Annotated in this window: 10 protein-coding genes; 6 read left to right on the top strand and 4 right to left on the bottom strand. The window is 66.0% G+C overall.

What is annotated here, in order from left to right; genetic code table 11:
• Window positions 1-103: 103 nt before the first annotated feature.
• Complete coding sequence (locus OKW38_RS16490; protein WP_429362343.1) at window positions 104-4342, bottom strand: YhdP family protein; 4239 nt, start codon at window positions 4340-4342, stop codon at window positions 104-106.
• Window positions 4343-4606: 264 nt separating this feature from the next.
• Between OKW38_RS16490 and glnE the strand changes: the two genes are divergently transcribed.
• Window positions 4607-7402 (top strand): bifunctional [glutamate--ammonia ligase]-adenylyl-L-tyrosine phosphorylase/[glutamate--ammonia-ligase] adenylyltransferase, encoded by a 2796-nt coding sequence (gene glnE / locus OKW38_RS16485; RefSeq protein ID WP_429362341.1) that lies wholly within the window; start codon window positions 4607-4609, stop codon window positions 7400-7402.
• A 105-nt stretch (window positions 7403-7507) separates the two neighbouring features.
• On the opposite strand, the gene recN is transcribed toward glnE, so the two are convergent.
• Together recN and OKW38_RS16475 are read right to left on the bottom strand one after the other, a co-directional pair.
• Entirely contained in the window at window positions 7508-9175 is a 1668-nt protein-coding gene (gene recN / locus OKW38_RS16480; protein WP_429362340.1) for a DNA repair protein RecN, read from the bottom strand.
• 66 nt (window positions 9176-9241) lie between these two features.
• The gene (locus OKW38_RS16475) at window positions 9242-10144 is read right to left on the bottom strand and encodes an NAD kinase (protein ID WP_429362338.1); all 903 of its coding nucleotides are present in this window, start codon (window positions 10142-10144) and stop codon (window positions 9242-9244) included.
• Window positions 10145-10354: 210 nt separating this feature from the next.
• Here OKW38_RS16475 and hrcA point away from each other — a divergent pair, with 210 nt between their 5' ends.
• The 3 genes from hrcA to OKW38_RS16460 all read left to right on the top strand — a co-directional run bounded on the left by hrcA (window position 10355) and on the right by OKW38_RS16460 (window position 13042).
• Window positions 10355-11374, top strand: coding sequence for a heat-inducible transcriptional repressor HrcA (gene hrcA / locus OKW38_RS16470; protein ID WP_090803113.1), 1020 nt, complete (start codon window positions 10355-10357; stop codon window positions 11372-11374).
• A gap of 181 nt (window positions 11375-11555) precedes the next feature.
• Complete coding sequence (hemH, locus tag OKW38_RS16465; protein ID WP_429356621.1) at window positions 11556-12626, top strand: ferrochelatase; 1071 nt, start codon at window positions 11556-11558, stop codon at window positions 12624-12626.
• Window positions 12627-12634: 8 nt separating this feature from the next.
• Window positions 12635-13042 carry an RNA-binding S4 domain-containing protein gene (locus OKW38_RS16460; RefSeq protein WP_018419480.1) on the top strand — a complete coding sequence of 136 codons (408 nt, stop codon included), beginning with the start codon at window positions 12635-12637 and terminating at the stop codon, window positions 13040-13042.
• Here OKW38_RS16460 and OKW38_RS16455 read toward each other — a convergent pair.
• Window positions 13014-13175: a hypothetical protein gene (locus OKW38_RS16455; RefSeq protein WP_167368620.1), complete on the bottom strand. Its 162-nt coding sequence runs from the start codon at window positions 13173-13175 to the stop codon at window positions 13014-13016. The two genes, OKW38_RS16460 and OKW38_RS16455, sit on opposite strands and share 29 nt — an antisense overlap.
• A 365-nt stretch (window positions 13176-13540) precedes the next feature.
• On the opposite strand from OKW38_RS16455, the gene grpE reads away from it, so the two are divergent.
• Both grpE and dnaK read left to right on the top strand, forming a co-directional pair.
• Complete coding sequence (grpE, locus tag OKW38_RS16450; protein WP_429335774.1) at window positions 13541-14128, top strand: nucleotide exchange factor GrpE; 588 nt, start codon at window positions 13541-13543, stop codon at window positions 14126-14128.
• Between the two features lie 331 nt (window positions 14129-14459).
• A complete protein-coding gene (gene dnaK, locus OKW38_RS16445; protein WP_090803118.1) occupies window positions 14460-16412 on the top strand; it encodes a molecular chaperone DnaK in 1953 nt (650 codons plus the stop codon).
• The last annotated feature ends 29 nt before the right edge of the window (window positions 16413-16441 follow it).

Genomic DNA, 16441 nt, shown 5'->3' with positions numbered 1-16441 from the left:
CATGCATGGTTCTGGGCTGGCTCGGCCCCGTTGGCGCATTGAGTCGATAGAGCGGCACGAGCGGCCGCGTGGTTCGAGACGGCGGCGCCAGGGAAACCGGAGCTCAGTGCGCTTGCACGGTCGAAGCCGGAGCGTCAATCTTACCCCGTTCGCCCGTCACCCGCTCGACGTGCGGTTTCGACCACGAGCCGGTGATCGCGTAGTCGCGCGCGAATACGTGCGACACCCCATGCGTGAACGCGATATCGGCGATCAGTGCGCCGAGGCCGATCAGCGGATTGATGACCGTCGCGGCGATCACCGCGGAGCCGGCGCTGACGGTCGGCACTACGTGCAGGTGCAGGTCCTGGCTCTTCTGCGCGATGTCGACCGAGCCCACCATCTCGGCGCGGGCCGGCGCGGTCACCATCCTGAAGTTGTCGGTGCGGGCGATGCCGTCATGAATCTGCGCGGTACCCGTCACGCTCGAGAACGGCAGGCCCTCGCCGATCACATCGTGGAAATTGAGTGTGGCGATGCGCGCGAGGCTTTGCAGGCTCAGCACGCCGAGCAGTGTCGCGACGCCCGGATCGACCTTCAGGATCTGACCGTGGCGTAGATCCAGCGCGAGGTTGCCGTTCAGCGTCGAATAGTCGATCGTGGTCGGGCCGCCCTGCCACACGGCCTTGCCCTGAATCGAGCCGGTGCCGCCCCTGAGCGTCCTCGGCAGACCGAAGCGCTCGAGCATCGCGCCGGCGTCCTTGATGTCGAGCTTGAAATCGAACACGGTGCGGCGCGGCATGGCTTCGTCGGCCGAGATGGGCAGTTCGGTCGAGGTGCGCCAGTTCGCGGTCGCGCTCAGCGTCGCGGTGGGGTTCGTCACGTCGAGCTTGTCGAGCTGCCAGACCGGCACGCCGTTTTCTTCGAAGTTGTGCGCGTCGACCTCGAGCCGGCCGACGTTGCGATCGTGCACGATCAGTTCGTCGACGACCAGATCGATCGACGGCATGTTCAGCGCGGGCGCCGACATCGCTGGACCGAGCAGGTCCTTGTCCGCGACCGACGGAATCACGACGCGCGCGAAGCGCGCCTGCAGTTCGCCCGGCGATTCGCGGGTCGCTCCCGGCAGCCACGACACGTGCCCTGACACCTGATTCGACGCGATGTTCGCCTGCCACGTACGGTCCGCGTGCGACGCGCCGACGATCACGTTGTCCCAGTGACGCTTGAGCAGCGTAAGCATGTCGATGTGCAGCGCGAAGCGGTTCGGCAGGAACTGCGTGAGCATGGGATTCGGCACGGCCGCGAGTGTGGCCGCGCTGCTGGCGGTATTGCCGCCGTTCGCAGCGCCGTTCACGCCATTCGCCCCGCCCGCGCGCAGCTGCGCGGCGAGCGCGCGCCAGGCGTCGGCATCGATCTCCTTGATGTCCGCCGCGGCGACCACGCCCTCGGACGGCAGGTCGACCGGCCGGTTCACGCCGATCGCGCCGCGCACGACGGTCGGTGACGTACGCGGCTGCGCGTTCGGCCGATAGCGCAGCAGATACGCGGCGGCGACCGGCCCCAACGTCAGGTCGGCGCGTTCGAGGCCGGCTTCGCCCGGCAGCGTCGACGGATTGACCGAGAAGTGCAGCGGCATCGGCGTGCCGGCAGTCTTTTTGAACGGCGCTGGAAAATCGAGCCCGAGGCCGCTCAGATCAGAGTTGGCGCTGACCTCCGGCAGGCGGCCCTTCGCGCCGGTGACGCGCAATGCATAAGGCGCGCTGCCGCTCATATGCGTGAGCACCTGTGCGGCCGGGCCATGCAGATGCAGTTCGCGCGCGGCATCGACGGCGATGTGGCCGTTGAGCGCGAGCGCGTACGTGCCGTCTTGCCGCAAGCCGCCGTTCGCATGCACGTCACCGCCGAGGAACTGGCCGGAGAGCCGCTCGACCTCGGCCGTTCGTTCGGTGAAGCGCACCCGGCCGTTCAGCTGCGACAGCGACGGCGCATTGCTCACGCTCAGGCGATTGTTCTGGAAGCCGAGCGCACCTTCCACGCCGATATGCGGCTTCGGCGTACGCGGGATCGTCAGCTTCAGCGCGAGCGACGCGGGCCCTTCCGCGCGAATCTTTTCGGTCTGGTGCCGCGCCATGATGCCGAGCGAGCTGCCGTTCACGTAGTCGAGCATATCGGCGAGCGGGCCGCGGCCGTTGCCCTCTATGGTGAGGTTCGAGCCTTTGGTGCCGAGGTCGTCGATGCGGCCGTTCACGCCGGTCAGCGCGACGCGCTTGTAACGGCCGCGGTCGATGTCGAAGCGCAGCACGTTCTGCTTGAGCTCGAACACGCCGTCGATGCCGTCGAGCGGCGGCCAAACGTTTGGCGTGCCGTTGCGCATGTTGCGCGGCGGGAACGGTGTCGGATCGAACTTGCCGCCGGTGAACGGCGCGACGATGTGGAAGATGCCGGCGTCGGGGTCGCGCGCGTAGGGGAACTTGGTCAGGTCGCCGTGCACTTCGATCGTGCCGCCACGCGACACGCCAGCCTGCAAGCCGTGGCCGAGGTAAATGCGCAGCTTTTCGCTGACCGCGGTCGGCAGATAGCGGGCGATGTGCGTCACCTGCGCGCGCTGGAAGTCGGCTTTCAGGTCGAGCGAGCCGCGGCCGTGGCCGGGATTGCTGTAGCTCGCAGTCGCGCTCGCCTCGACGTCAGGGTTCGATACGCTGAAATCGTTGAGCTTGACCGCGAACGCGGGACGCGTGTCGCCCGGTGCCTTCGTGCCCATCGTCCAGTCGGCGCGGCCGTGCAGACGCGCAAGCGTGAGACGCGGATCGTCGAACACGCCCGGCAGCGTGATCGCCACGTTGGTCGTATCGAAGTTCGCGTGGCCGCCTTTTTCATCGGCGTCGACGTTGCCCCACAGGTTTTCGATGCCGGGAACGCCGGCGCGCGGGTGGCCGCGCGGCGTCAGGCCCGGCCCCGGCTCCTGGGCGGCAAAGCTGATGCCCTGCAAATCGCCCTTGAAGCGATAACGCTCGATCGGTTCAACACCCGTCGGCCGACGGTCGCTGCCCACTTCTCCGGATTCCGGCTTGCCGCGCTCGAGGTCGATCACGTAGTTCGCGACGAGCCCGCGCGGATTGATGCGCACGAGTTCATTGAGAAAATGCCGCGGCAGCGGCAGCGCGCGGCTGAATTCGGCGAGGATGCCGAGATCGACGCGATCGCCGCTGACGCTCAAAAGCTGCCCATGCTGCTGCGACGCCATCCGGTAGCGGCTGTCGAGGGTCCGGAAGCGCAGGATGCGCGTGAGCGGCGTGCCGTCTTCGAGCGGCGGCTGGCCGAGCTCGGCACGCAGGTCCGACAGCTGCAGCCGGTACTCGCCTTCGTTTGCCTCGACGCGCCACAGAAAGTGGGTGATCGGCACGAGCAGCCTTGGCTGGGTCGGGCGCACGCGCATCGCGACGTCGTAACCGCTCAACTGGCCGGTCGCCTGGGTCATGCGGCCTTCGCTGAAGTCGATCCAGATTGCATTGTCGATGCGGCCGGCGAACGTCTCGATCGGGAACTGGATGTAGCGCGCGAGCGTCGGCAGATCGACCGGGCCCGTCGACATGTACACCTGCCCGCTCCAGTTGATCGGCTTGCCGAGCGCCGAGAGCGGCGCGTGGCGGAAGTGCGTGCGGAAGTCGAGCGGGCCTTTCAGCACCTGGCCGTCGGGTGGCGCCTGCAGCGCCATGCGGTGGTCGCGGCCGTCATTGAGGATCGCGATGCGGATGTCGCGCAGCGCCAGTTCGGGTTCGTTGCGCGTCGCGTCGCGCCAGCGCAGCACGCCGCCGCGCACGACGATCGCCTGCTGACGCAACAACCAGGTGGACAGCGCGTCGTTGCCGCTGTGGCGCGTCGGCACCGGCACGCCTGCGACCGACAGCACGCCGTCCTCGCTGCGCGACACCAGCACGTCCGGCTGATCGACGATCAGGCTCGACAGCGCCAGATGAAACTCCCACAGCGAGCGCCAGGACACCGACGCGGTGGCGTGCGGAATCGTCAGCGCGGGTTGGCCGTCGTGATCGCGGATGACGAGATTCGTGACATCGAGCCCTGGCTGGAAGCCGCTCCAGTGCGGCGCGAGCCGGCCGATCGTGAATTGGGTGCGCAGCTTGTCGGAGACCGCGGCTTCGATGCGCGGCCGGAACATGTCGGCGCGCGGCAGCACCACGTAGCGCAAACCCAGAAACAGTCCGCCCGCGATGAAATAGAGGACGAGCGCGAGCGCGGCGAGCACGCGCAACGTCCGACGCAGCACGATGTGGTCGCTTCCGCTCACATGCCGGACCTGCGGTGGGGTTTGCGGGTCGGCGGATTCGTTTCGCTCGGACATGCTGCGGCGGCTGGGCGTATGGTAGTTTTGCGTGTTAACGACGAAATGTATCACACGGGAAAGCGTCGGCGGACCTCCTGCAAACCCTGTCCGACGGCCCGTGACGGCGATTGGCGAGGCCGTCCGGCACGGGGGCCGGCACGCTTGTCGCCGCATGCCGATGGCACGACGGAACGACACGACAACGACCCCGGAACGACACCCGGACACCGTCAGAATACCGCCGGACAAATCCGATCAAGCAACGAGCGAGCCAGATTTTTGATGACTGACGCCACCCTCCTGAGTTCCAGCTATTCGCACTATGCCGCGCGCGCCGCCGCGGCCCGCCCGCAACTGGTCGCGCATGTCGGCGCGCTGGCCGACGAACCGCTGACGCGCGAGCGCATCGACGCGCGTCTCGACGAACTGTGCGCCGAGGCGGCGGGCCCAGCCGGTGCGCCGGTCGACGAAGATGCGCTGAAGCGCGCGCTGCGCCAGCTGCGCACCGAAGTATTCTGCGCGGTGATGGAGCGCGACCTGGCCGGCGAGGCCGATATCGCCGAAGTCACCGGCGCGATGACCGATCTCGCGGAAACGACGATCCAGCGCGCGCTGACGGTGCTGAGCGCCGAGCTCGAAGCGCTGTATGGCGAGCCGCGCGACCAGCAGGGCGAACGGCTCACGCTTGGCGTGGTCGGTATGGGCAAGCTCGGCGGGCGCGAGCTGAACGTGTCGTCGGATATCGACCTGATCTTCGTCTATGAGGACGACGGCGAGACCGCCGGCGGCCAGCGCTCGCCGCTCGCGACCCAGGAGTTCTTCACGCGGCTCGGCAAGCGGCTGATCGGCGCGCTCGCCGAAGTCACCGCCGACGGCTACGTGTTTCGCGTCGATATGCGTCTGCGGCCGAACGGCGATTCGGGGCCGCTCGTATGCAGCCTCGGCATGCTCGAAGAGTATTTCTATGTGCAGGGCCGCGAGTGGGAGCGCTACGCGTGGATCAAGGGCCGGCTCGTGTCCGAGGGCGCGAGCGCCTCGGCGCAGCGGCTGCAGAAGCAGCTCGGGGCGATCGTCACGCCGTTCGTCTATCGACGCTATCTGGATTTCGGCGTGATCAGCGCGATTCGCGCGCTGCATCTGCAGATCCGCCAGGAGGCGCAGCGCCGCGCGTCGATGCGCCCCGACAAGGCCGACGACATCAAGCTCGGCCGTGGCGGCATCCGTGAAATCGAATTCAGCGCGCAGGTGTTCCAGCTGATCCGCGGCGGCCAGGACGCCGGCTTTCGCGTGCGGCCGACGCTCGCCGTGCTGCGCCACGCGGCCACGAATGGTTTGATGGATCCGTCGGTGTGCGTGAAGCTGTCGCAGGCGTATCGCTTTCTGCGGGAGCTCGAGCATCGTTTGCAATATCGCAACGACGCGCAGACCCACGCGATGCCCGTCGATGCCGAAGACCGCATGGCGCTCGCGCGCGTGATGGGCTGCGACGAATACCCGCAATTGATGATGAAGCTCGACGCGCATCGCGAGTTCGTCGAACAGCAGTTCGACCAGATTTTCGCCGACAAGGTGGGCGGCCGCGACGGTTGCGGCGCGCCCGAGGACGGCGCGGCCGCGTGGGTGTGGAGCAGCGCGCTCGCCGACGATAGCGCCGACGACGCACTGCGCGCGCGCCTCGTCGAACTGGGGGTGGCCGAGCCCGGTGAGCTGCTCGCCCGGCTGCAGGCGGTGTGGCGCTCGTCGCGCTACACGGGCCTGAACGAGCGCAGCCGGCAGCGTTTCGACATCGTCGCGCAGCGCGCGCTCGAAGCCGCGCGCACGCTGGAGCCGGCCGGGCGGCGCGGCGATACGGTCGCGCGCCTGTTTGATCTGCTCGAAGCGGTGAGCCGGCGCGGCGCGTATCTGGCGCTTCTGACCGAGTATCCGCAGGCGCTGCACCAGGTGCTGTCGGTGCTGGGCGGCTCGCGCTGGGCGGCCGGCTATCTGATCCGCCATCCGCAGCTGCTCGACGAGCTGCTCGACGTCGAGGCGATCAACAGTCCGTTCGACTGGGCTGAATTCAAGCGTACGTTGCGTTTGCGGCTCGCCGCCGCCGATGGCGTCGAGCAGCAGATGGATCTGCTGCGTCACGCGCATCAGGCCGAGGTGTTCCGCATTCTGCTGATCGATCTTGCCGGCAAGCTGTCCGTCGAGCACGTCAGCGACCGGCTGTCCGAGCTCGCCGACGCAGTGCTCGACGTGACGATCGAAGCCGTGTGGAAGCAGTTGGCCAAACGTCATCGCGACGTGCCGCGCTTCGCGGTGATCGCCTACGGCAAGCTCGGCGGCAAGGAGCTCGGCTACGCGTCGGACCTCGACGTGATCTTCCTGTACGACGATCCCGGCGATGCCGCCGCCGACGTCTACGCAACCTACACACGGCGTCTGATCACATGGCTGACCACCGCGACCGGCGCCGGCACATTGTTCGACATCGACCTGCGGCTGCGGCCCAACGGCGAGTCGGGCCTGCTCGTCACCGACCTCGATGCGTTCCGTCGCTACCAGCTGCGCGAGGGCGACGCGGCGAATACCGCGTGGGTGTGGGAGCATCAGGCGCTGACGCGTGCGCGCTACTGCGCGGGCGATCCGGAGATCGGCGCGAAGTTCGAGGCGATCCGCGAACAGGTGCTGACGACGCCGCGCGAAGCGGCGCCGCTCGCGAAAGAGATCGTCGAGATGCGCGTGCGTGTCGAGGCGGGACACCCGAACCATACGCCGGCGCTGTTCGACCTGAAGCACGACCGCGGCGGCATGGTCGATATCGAGTTCACCGTGCAGTACTGGGTGCTGCTGCATGCGGCGCGCGATCCCGAGCTGATCCGCAATACCGGCAATATCGCGCTGCTGCGTGAGGTGTCGCGTTTCGGGCTGATGAGCGAAGCGGAAGCGGAGACGGTCGGCGCCGCCTATCGGCGCTATCGCAAGCTGCAGCACACGCTGCGGCTCGATGGGATGGAGAAGGCGCGGGTCGATCCGGCGCTGGTCGCGGCCGAGCGCGAGGCGGTGCTGGCGTTGTGGAAGAGGGTGTTTGGGTAAGGGCGCTCACGCACTTCGCGTAGCGCATCATGCGCGGCCGGGATCGGTGTGACGTCCCGGCCAAGCCGACTCAGCCGTGTGCGGCCGCCTATGCGCGGCGCAATTTCAGGCGGCCAGCATTTCCTTCGCGTGCTTGCGCGTGGTCGCCGTGATTTCGAGGCCGCCGAGCATGCGCGCGACTTCCTCGATGCGGCTCGCCTTGTCGAGCGAGCTCACGCTGCTGAGCGTGCCGCCGGTGCCGTTGCTCATCTTTGCGACCTGGAAATGATGATCGCCGCGCGCGGCGACCTGCGGCAAATGGGTCACGCACAGCACCTGGCGCGCCTCGCCGAGCTGATGCAATAGCCGTCCGACCACTTCGGCCACGCCGCCGCCGATGCCCGTATCCACTTCGTCGAAGATCAGGGTCGGTGTCGGGCTGGCCGCGCTCGCGATCACTGCGAGCGCGAGACTGATACGCGCGAGTTCGCCGCCTGACGCAACCTTCGCGAGCGGCCGCAGCGGCACGCCGGCATGACCGGCGACGCGGAACTCGATCTGCTCGAGCCCGTGCGCGCCACCTTCGGGCAGCGGCACCAGCGCGACCTCGAAGCTGCCGCCTTTCATCGACAGTTCCTGCATGCCGGTCGTGACCGCCTCGCCGAGCGCCTTGCCTGCTTTCGCGCGTGCCTTCGACAGCTTTTTCGCCTCGGCGACGAACACTTCCTTCGCTTGCGCCTCGGCGGCGCGCAGACCGTCGAGGTCGGCGGCGGCGTCGAGCGCGGCCAGTTGCTTGCGCCGCTCTGCGTGTTCTTCCGGCAGCGTCTCGGGCCGCAGGCGGAACTTGCGCGCGGCCGAGTGCAGCGCGTCGAGGCGCTTTTCGACCTGCGCGAGCCGCTCCGGATCGAGCTCGAGCTTCTGCGCGTAGTGGCTCAGCGAATACGCGGCTTCCTGCAACTGGATTTCGGCCGGTTCGAGCGCGGCGAGCACGTCGTTCAGCGCGGGGTCGATCTCCGCGAGGTCGCGCACCTTCGACACGATCGAGCCGAGATGCGTGATCATCGCGTCGTCCGATTCGGACAGCGCGCCGAGCGCTCCCTGCACGCCGTCGATCAGATTCGCGGAATGCGACAGCCGCCGATGCTCGGTGTTGACTTCTTCCCATTCGCCCGGCTGTGGCGCGAGCTTGTCGAGTTCGGTGAGTTGCCACGCGAGTCGCTCGCGTTCGAGTTGCAGCTCGCGATCGCGCGTTTGCGCGTGCTCGACGGCCTGCGCCTTGTCGCGCCACGTGCGCCACGCGCGCGTGACGGCGGCGGCCAGGTCGGACAGGCCCGCGTGCGTGTCGAACAGCTCGCGCTGCGCGTCGGGGCGCATCAGCAACTGGTGCGCGTGCTGGCCGTGAATATCGACGAGCATCTCGCCGACCTCGCGCAGCTGCGCGAGCGTGGCGGCCGTACCGTTGATGAACGCGCGCGAGCGGCCGTTCGCGTCGACCACCCGCCGCAGCATCACGGTGCCGCCGTGCTGGCCGTCGTCGGCCGCGCCGAGCGCCTGCGTGTCGAGCCATTGATCGACCTGTGCGTGCGTCTCGAACTCCGCGGTGATGTCGGCGCGGCTCTCGCCGGTGCGCACGACGCTCGCCTCGGCGCGCGCGCCTAGTGCCAGCGCGAGCGCGTCGATCAGGATCGATTTGCCGGCGCCGGTCTCGCCCGAGAAAACGGTAAAGCCGCTGTCGAATTCGAGGTCGAGCGCGGCGACGATGACGAAGTCGCGTATCGAGAGGTGGCGAAGCATGGAGGTGGTCGGGTGAGCTTGGGATTCGGGTGGCGGCCGCGGCGGCGTGCGAAATCAAAGTGCCGCTTACGGCCTCGGGTCTTCTTCGTGCGACGGGTACTCGTGCCAGTGCAGCTTCTGGCGTAACGTCGCATAGTAGCTGTAGCCGACCGGATGCAGCATCGGCACCGTGTGGCGCGAACGGCGCACCTCGATCGTGTCGCCGAGCTCCAGCGACGTGAACGACTGCATGTCGAAATTGACGTTCACCTCGCGCCCGGAAACGATCTGGATGCTGACCTTCGATTCGTCCGGCAGCACGATCGGCCGGTTCGACAGCGCGTGCGGCGCGATCGGCACGAGCACGATGCCCTGTAGCTGCGGATGCAGGATCGGCCCCTGCGAGGACAGCGCGTACGCGGTCGAGCCGGTCGGCGTCGCGACGATCAGGCCGTCCGAGCGCTGGTTGTACATGAAGCGTCCGTCGACCGACACGCGCAACTCCGCCATGCCCGAGAAGCCGCTGCGGTTGACCACCACGTCGTTGAACGCGAGCGCGTGGTAGATCGGCGTGCCGTCGCGCACGATGCGCGCTTCGAGCAGCACGCGCTCCTCGCGCTCGAAATTGCCGGACAGCATCTGCGGCACGATCTCGCGCATGTCGGAGATCGGAATGTCCGTGATGAAGCCGAGCCGCCCGTGGTTGATGCCGATCAAGGGCGTGCGATACGGCGCGAGCTGGCGGCCGATGCCGAGCATCGTGCCGTCGCCGCCGAGCACCACGGCGACGTCGGCGCGCGCGCCGATCTCGGCGAGACGCAGCGCCGGATAGTCGGTCACGCCGATTTCGGCGGCGGTGTCTGCTTCGAACACGACTTCCAGGCCGAGCTTCGCGATGCAGGCGGCGAGCGCGGTCAGCGGCTCGCCGATGCCTGGCGTATTGCTGCGCCCGACGAGCGCGACGGTCTTGAACTGGCTGGTCACTTGCATGCCGGCATTACACCATAGGTAGGGCCTGAAAAGAACCGCAGACCAACCCGGTTGTGGGGCGGCGCACGCAGGGCGTCTGCGTATGTCGCGATTATCGTTAGAATGGTGAAGACCCGATGACATGCGAGCCCGCCGACGGCGGTGCATTCGCCGGGAGCGGGCGCCGCGGGCGCTCTCGGCTGCGATGCCAATGAGCTAAAATTTTTCGTCATGCTAGATCCTCGCGCACAAACCCTCCTCAAAACGCTGATTGAGCGCTACATCGCCGAAGGTCAGCCGGTCGGCTCGCGCACGCTGTCACGTTATTCGGGCCTCGAACTGAGTCCGGCCACGATCCGCAACGTGATGTCGGACCTCGAGGATCTGGGGCTCGTGATCAGTCCGCATACGTCGGCAGGGCGCATTCCGACGCCACGCGGCTACCGCCTGTTCGTCGACACGATGCTGACCGTCGAATCCGCCGCCGACGAGGAGGCGGTGACGCGCACCGTCAAGACCACGCTGCAGGTGGGCGAGCCGCAGAAGATTGTCGCCGCGGCGGCGAGCGTGCTGTCAAATCTGTCGCAGTTCGCCGGCGTCGTGCTCACGCCGCGTCGCAGCCACGTGTTCAAGCAGATCGAATTCATGCGCCTGTCCGACCAGCGCATTCTGCTGATTATCGTGACGCCCGAAGGCGACGTGCAAAACCGCATCCTCGCCACCCAGCGCGACTTTTCGCCTTCGCAACTGGTGGAAGCCTCCAATTACATCAACGCGCACTTCGCGGGCCTCTCGTTCGACGAGGTGCGCCGCCGCCTGCGCGAGGAAATCGACGAGCTGCGTGGCGACATGACCTCGCTGATGCACGCGGCCGTCACCGCCAGCACCGACGAATCCGACACCGGCGAGACCGTGTTGATCTCGGGCGAGCGCAATCTGCTCGAAGTCGCCGATCTTTCGTCGGACATGGCGCGCCTGCGCAAGCTGTTCGATGTGTTCGACCAGAAGACCAGCCTCCTTCAGTTGCTCGACGTGTCGAGTCACGCGGCGGGCGTGCAAATATTCATTGGCGGCGAATCGAATCTGGTACCGATCGAGGAAATGAGCGTCGTCACCGCGCCGTACGAGGTGAACGGCAAGATCGTCGGCACGCTCGGTGTGATCGGACCGACCCGCATGGCCTACAACCGCGTGATTCCGATCGTGGACATAACCGCGCGGCTGTTGTCCATGACGCTCAGCCAGCAGTAGTCCTCGGGCTCCGCGGAACTGGCGTCATCGCAGTCCGTGGCGATCATGATGCGCGAACGCGCGGTGTCTGCCAATCGTCCGAATGGCCAGGGGTCTCTGGCGGCGCCGGGCAGAACCCGCGCCGCTATAATGAATCTCCATTGAATCGACTCGCCGCAAAATGCGGTGATTTCTGCTACCTATGCGCTTCGACCTCGAGCGGCCTTCACAGAACGCCACGTCGCATCGCGTCGCCGTGTTGCTGATCAATCTCGGCACGCCCGACGCGCCGACGCCGCGCGCGGTGCGCCGCTACCTCGCGCAGTTCCTGTCCGATCCTCGCGTGGTCGAAATTCCGGCGCTGCTGTGGCAGCTCATTCTGCGTCTGCTGATTCTGCCGTTGCGCGGCCGCAGCTCTGCGAAGAAGTATGCGGCGGTGTGGATGCCCGAGGGCTCACCGCTGCGCGTCCACACCGAAAAGCAGGTCGAGGGCCTGCGCCATCTGCTGCAACTGAACGACTACACGGTGCTGGTCGACTACGCGATGCGCTACGGCACGCCCGGCATTCCGGCAATGCTGAACCAACTGAAGCTCGCGGGCGCCGAGCGCGTGTTGCTGATGCCGATGTATCCGCAGTATTCGGCGTCGACCACTGCGACCGCGTTCGACGAAGCCTTTTCCGCGCTCAAGCGCATGCGCAACCAGCCGGAAGTCCGCACCGTGCGCCAGTACGCCGATCACCCGGCGTACATCGCGGCGCTCGCCGCACAGGTGCACCACTACTGGCATCTGCACGGCCGCCCCGATTTCGCGGCGGGCGACAAGCTCGTGCTCAGTTTCCACGGCGTGCCCAAGCGCACGCTCGACCTCGGCGACCCGTACCACGAGCAATGCCAGCAGACCGGCGCGCTGCTGATGCAGGCGCTCGATTTGACGTCGGTCGAATGCCGCATCACGTTCCAGTCGCGCTTCGGCAAGGCCGAATGGCTGCAGCCCTACACGGCGCCGACGTTGAAGGAGCTCGGCGCGGCAGGCGTGCGGCGTGCAGACGTGTTTTGCCCGGGTTTCACCGCCGACTGCCTCGAAACGATCGAGGAAATCGGCATGGAAGGGCGCGGCGAATTTCTGCAGGCGGGTGGCAAGGAGTTTCACCGGATCGCCTGTCTGAACGCGTCGCAGCCGTGGGTTGCCGCGCTTGGCGAAATCGTTGCGCAGCATCTGCAGGGCTGGCCCGTGCAGGCGGTGCCGGTGCCGCACACGACAGGAGCTTGAATACGCAGATGAACTACCGCATTTCAACCGAACCGGGCGCGAAATTGCGCATCGACAAATGGCTGTGGGCCGCGCGCTTCTTCAAGACGCGTTCGCTGGCCGCGGAGGCGGTCGACAAGGGGCGGGTGCGTATCGGCGGCGTCGCCGTGAAGCCGGCGAAGGACGTGCGTGTCGGCGATCTGGTCGAAATCGAGATCGAGCGCTACGTGTGGCAGGTGGAGGTGCTGGGCGTATGCGACGTACGCGGTCCGGCGAGCGTCGCGCAGACGCTTTATGTGGAAACCGCGCAGAGCAAGGCGAAGCGGCAGGTCGAGCAGGAACGGCGCAAGGTCTACCACGAGCCGGCCGCCGCGCTGCACGGCCGACCGACCAAACGCGACCGGCGCACTATCGACAGATTTTCAGGTGGGGATTGAGAAACTGCTCCACGGTGGCGTGTGCGCCGCCGTACTCGGTGGTGTGGTCGTTGACCGCACCGGACATGCAGATGGTCGTGGTGCCCGCGATCAGTACCAGTGCGACCACGCCGATTGCAAAGGTCAGTTTCACGGTACTCCCCTTGATGGGCTGAAACAGGCTATCGGAACGACTGTCAGGTGTCGGTAACGCTTACGTCAGATTAGGGTTAACGTGGCGTTGCTGCTCCATGACTGGAGAATAGGTCAGTTGCGGGCTGCACTCAATCTCTATCTGATTGCGCCACGGTGAGGCTTGTTACGGCGCATTTCGCCTGCACGTCGGTGGTGCGAAAAAACCCTCGACCCGCTTGAAACGGCTTTTTCAGGCCCCATCTGGGGTCCGGTCTGGCGGATCGGCGCGAAGACGCGTGTCGCGATTTTGCAAAGCATGAATCGTACTGTGTCGGAACGGCTTGCACCGCCTTTGGCTTTTACTTTTTAACGACTTTCAGCGACATGGAAAACACGCAAGAGAACCCGACGAGCCAGAATCCCACGCCCGCCGACGAAGCCGCGCGCCAGGCCGCCGAGGCGGCTGGGGCCGCTGCTCAACAGCCGGACACCGGCGCCCCCGCGGAACCGGCCCAGGGTGCCGCCGAGCAGGCGCTGGCCGACGCTCAGGCGAAGATCGCCGAGTTGCAGGAAAGCTTCCTGCGCGCGAAGGCCGAAACCGAAAACGTGCGCCGTCGCGCTCAGGAAGACGTCGCCAAGGCGCACAAGTTTGCGATCGAGAGCTTCGCCGAGCATCTGCTGCCGGTGGTCGACAGTCTCGAGGCGGCCGTCGCCCATTCGTCCGACGACTTGCAGAAGGTCCGCGAAGGCGTCGAGCTCACGCTGCGGCAGTTGAACGGCGCGCTCGAGAAGGGGCGCGTCGTGGCGATCAATCCGGTCGGCGAAAAGTTCGATCCGCATCGCCATCAGGCCATTTCGATGGTGCCGGCCGACCAGGAGCCGAACACCGTCGTCGCGGTGCTGCAAAAGGGCTTTGTGATCGCGGATCGCGTACTGCGTCCCGCGCTCGTGACCGTCGCGGCGCCGAAGTAATCACGTCGACACTCGCTCCGGGCGTTTGCGCCGGTGGCGTCTGCTGCGTCGCTTCGCATCGCTATGTGCCGCAAAGATCCATCGATTCAGGCACTTCCGGCGAACCACGCCGGGGGCGCCGCGCAGACTGACGGAGCGGGCTCGCAGCGAAGATTCAGGCGCCTCGCCCCGTGATTGAAAAAAATTAAAGACCGCATCGCAAAAGAGGTCTTGAAAACGATGTGGCCGCACTTATTTTGAGTGCAGGTATGAATTGAGAGCGGATCGTCCCGCCGCCAGATGGGTCAACCGGGCGCTTTCCGCAGCGATCAAAGTCAGGAGATTTGTAAAAATGGGCAAAATCATCGGTATCGACCTCGGCACGACCAACTCGTGCGTGGCGATCATGGAAGGCAACTCGGTCAAGGTCATCGAGAACTCGGAAGGCGCGCGCACCACGCCGTCGATCATCGCTTACATGGATGACAGCGAGATCCTGGTCGGCGCGCCGGCCAAGCGTCAGTCGGTCACGAACCCGAAGAACACGCTGTTCGCGGTCAAGCGCCTGATCGGCCGACGCTTCGAAGAGAAGGAAGTGCAGAAGGACATCGGCCTGATGCCCTACAAGATCATCAAGGCCGACAACGGTGACGCGTGGGTCGAAGTGCGCGACCAGAAGCTCGCGCCGCCGCAAATCTCCGCCGAAGTCCTGCGCAAGATGAAGAAGACCGCTGAGGACTACCTTGGCGAGACCGTCACGGAAGCCGTGATCACGGTGCCGGCGTACTTCAACGACAGCCAGCGTCAGGCAACCAAGGACGCCGGCCGCATCGCCGGTCTGGAAGTCAAGCGGATCATCAACGAACCGACCGCCGCGGCTCTCGCGTTCGGTCTGGACAAAGCTGAAAAGGGCGATCGCAAGATCGCGGTGTACGACCTGGGCGGCGGTACGTTCGACGTGTCGATCATCGAAATCGCGGACGTCGACGGTGAAATGCAGTTCGAAGTGCTGTCCACGAACGGCGATACGTTCCTCGGCGGCGAAGACTTCGACCAGCGCATCATCGACTACATCATCGGCGAGTTCAAGAAGGAGCAGGGCGTCGATCTGTCGAAAGACGTGCTCGCGCTGCAGCGCCTGAAGGAATCGGCTGAAAAGGCCAAGATCGAGCTGTCGTCGAGCCAGCAGACCGAAATCAACCTGCCGTACATCACGGCGGACGCATCGGGTCCGAAGCACCTGAACCTGAAGATCACGCGCGCCAAGCTGGAAGCGCTGGTCGAAGACCTGATCGAACGCACCATCGAGCCGTGCCGCGTCGCGATCAAGGACGCGGGCGTGAAGGTCGGCGAAGTCGACGACGTGATCCTGGTCGGCGGTATGACCCGTATGCCGAAGGTGCAGGAAAAGGTGAAGGAGTTCTTCGGCAAGGATCCGCGCCGTGACGTGAACCCGGACGAAGCCGTGGCCGTTGGTGCCGCGATCCAGGGCCAGGTTCTGTCGGGCGACCGCAAGGACGTGCTGCTGCTCGACGTGACCCCGTTGTCGCTCGGCATCGAAACGCTCGGCGGCGTGATGACGAAGATGATCAACAAGAACACGACGATCCCGACCAAGCACGCGCAGGTCTACTCGACGGCTGATGATAATCAAGGCGCCGTGACGATCAAGGTGTTCCAGGGCGAACGCGAAATGGCAGCGGGCAACAAGTTGCTCGGCGAGTTCAACCTCGAAGGCATTCCGCCGGCACCGCGCGGCGTGCCGCAGATCGAAGTGAGCTTCGACATCGACGCGAACGGCATTCTGCACGTCGGCGCGAAGGACAAGGCGACCGGCAAGGAGAACCGCATCACGATCAAGGCGAACTCGGGTCTGTCCGAAGCCGAAATCGAGAAGATGGTGAAGGACGCCGAAGCGAACGCGGAAGAAGATCACAAGCTGCGTGAGCTGGCCGACGCCCGCAACCAGGGTGACGCGCTCGTCCACAGCACGAAGAAGGCGCTGACCGAGTACGGCGACAAGCTCGAAGCTGGCGAGAAGGACAAGATCGAAGCCGCGTTGAAGGACCTCGAAGACACGCTGAAGAGCAACTCGAGCGACAAAGCCGCGATCGAAGCGAAGATCGAAGCGGTGGCCACGGCCTCGCAGAAGATGGGCGAGAAGATGTACGCCGACATGCAGGCTGCGCAAGGTGCCGAAGCGGCGGCGGGCGCGGCGGGCGGCGGTGCCGGTGCATCGGCGGGTGCGAGCCAGCAGGCCGACGATGTGGTCGACGCTGAGTTCAAGGAAGTGAAGAAAGACTAAAGCCAGGTCGGCATCCGACCGTAAAGCCG

It is taken from the genome of Paraburkholderia sp. MM5496-R1 (assembly GCF_050436205.1).
GTDB classification, from domain to species: Bacteria; Pseudomonadota; Gammaproteobacteria; order Burkholderiales; family Burkholderiaceae; genus Paraburkholderia; species Paraburkholderia tuberum.
The sequence above is the reverse complement of the archived record's forward strand: the minus strand, read 5'-3'. Positions and strand labels throughout refer to the sequence as shown.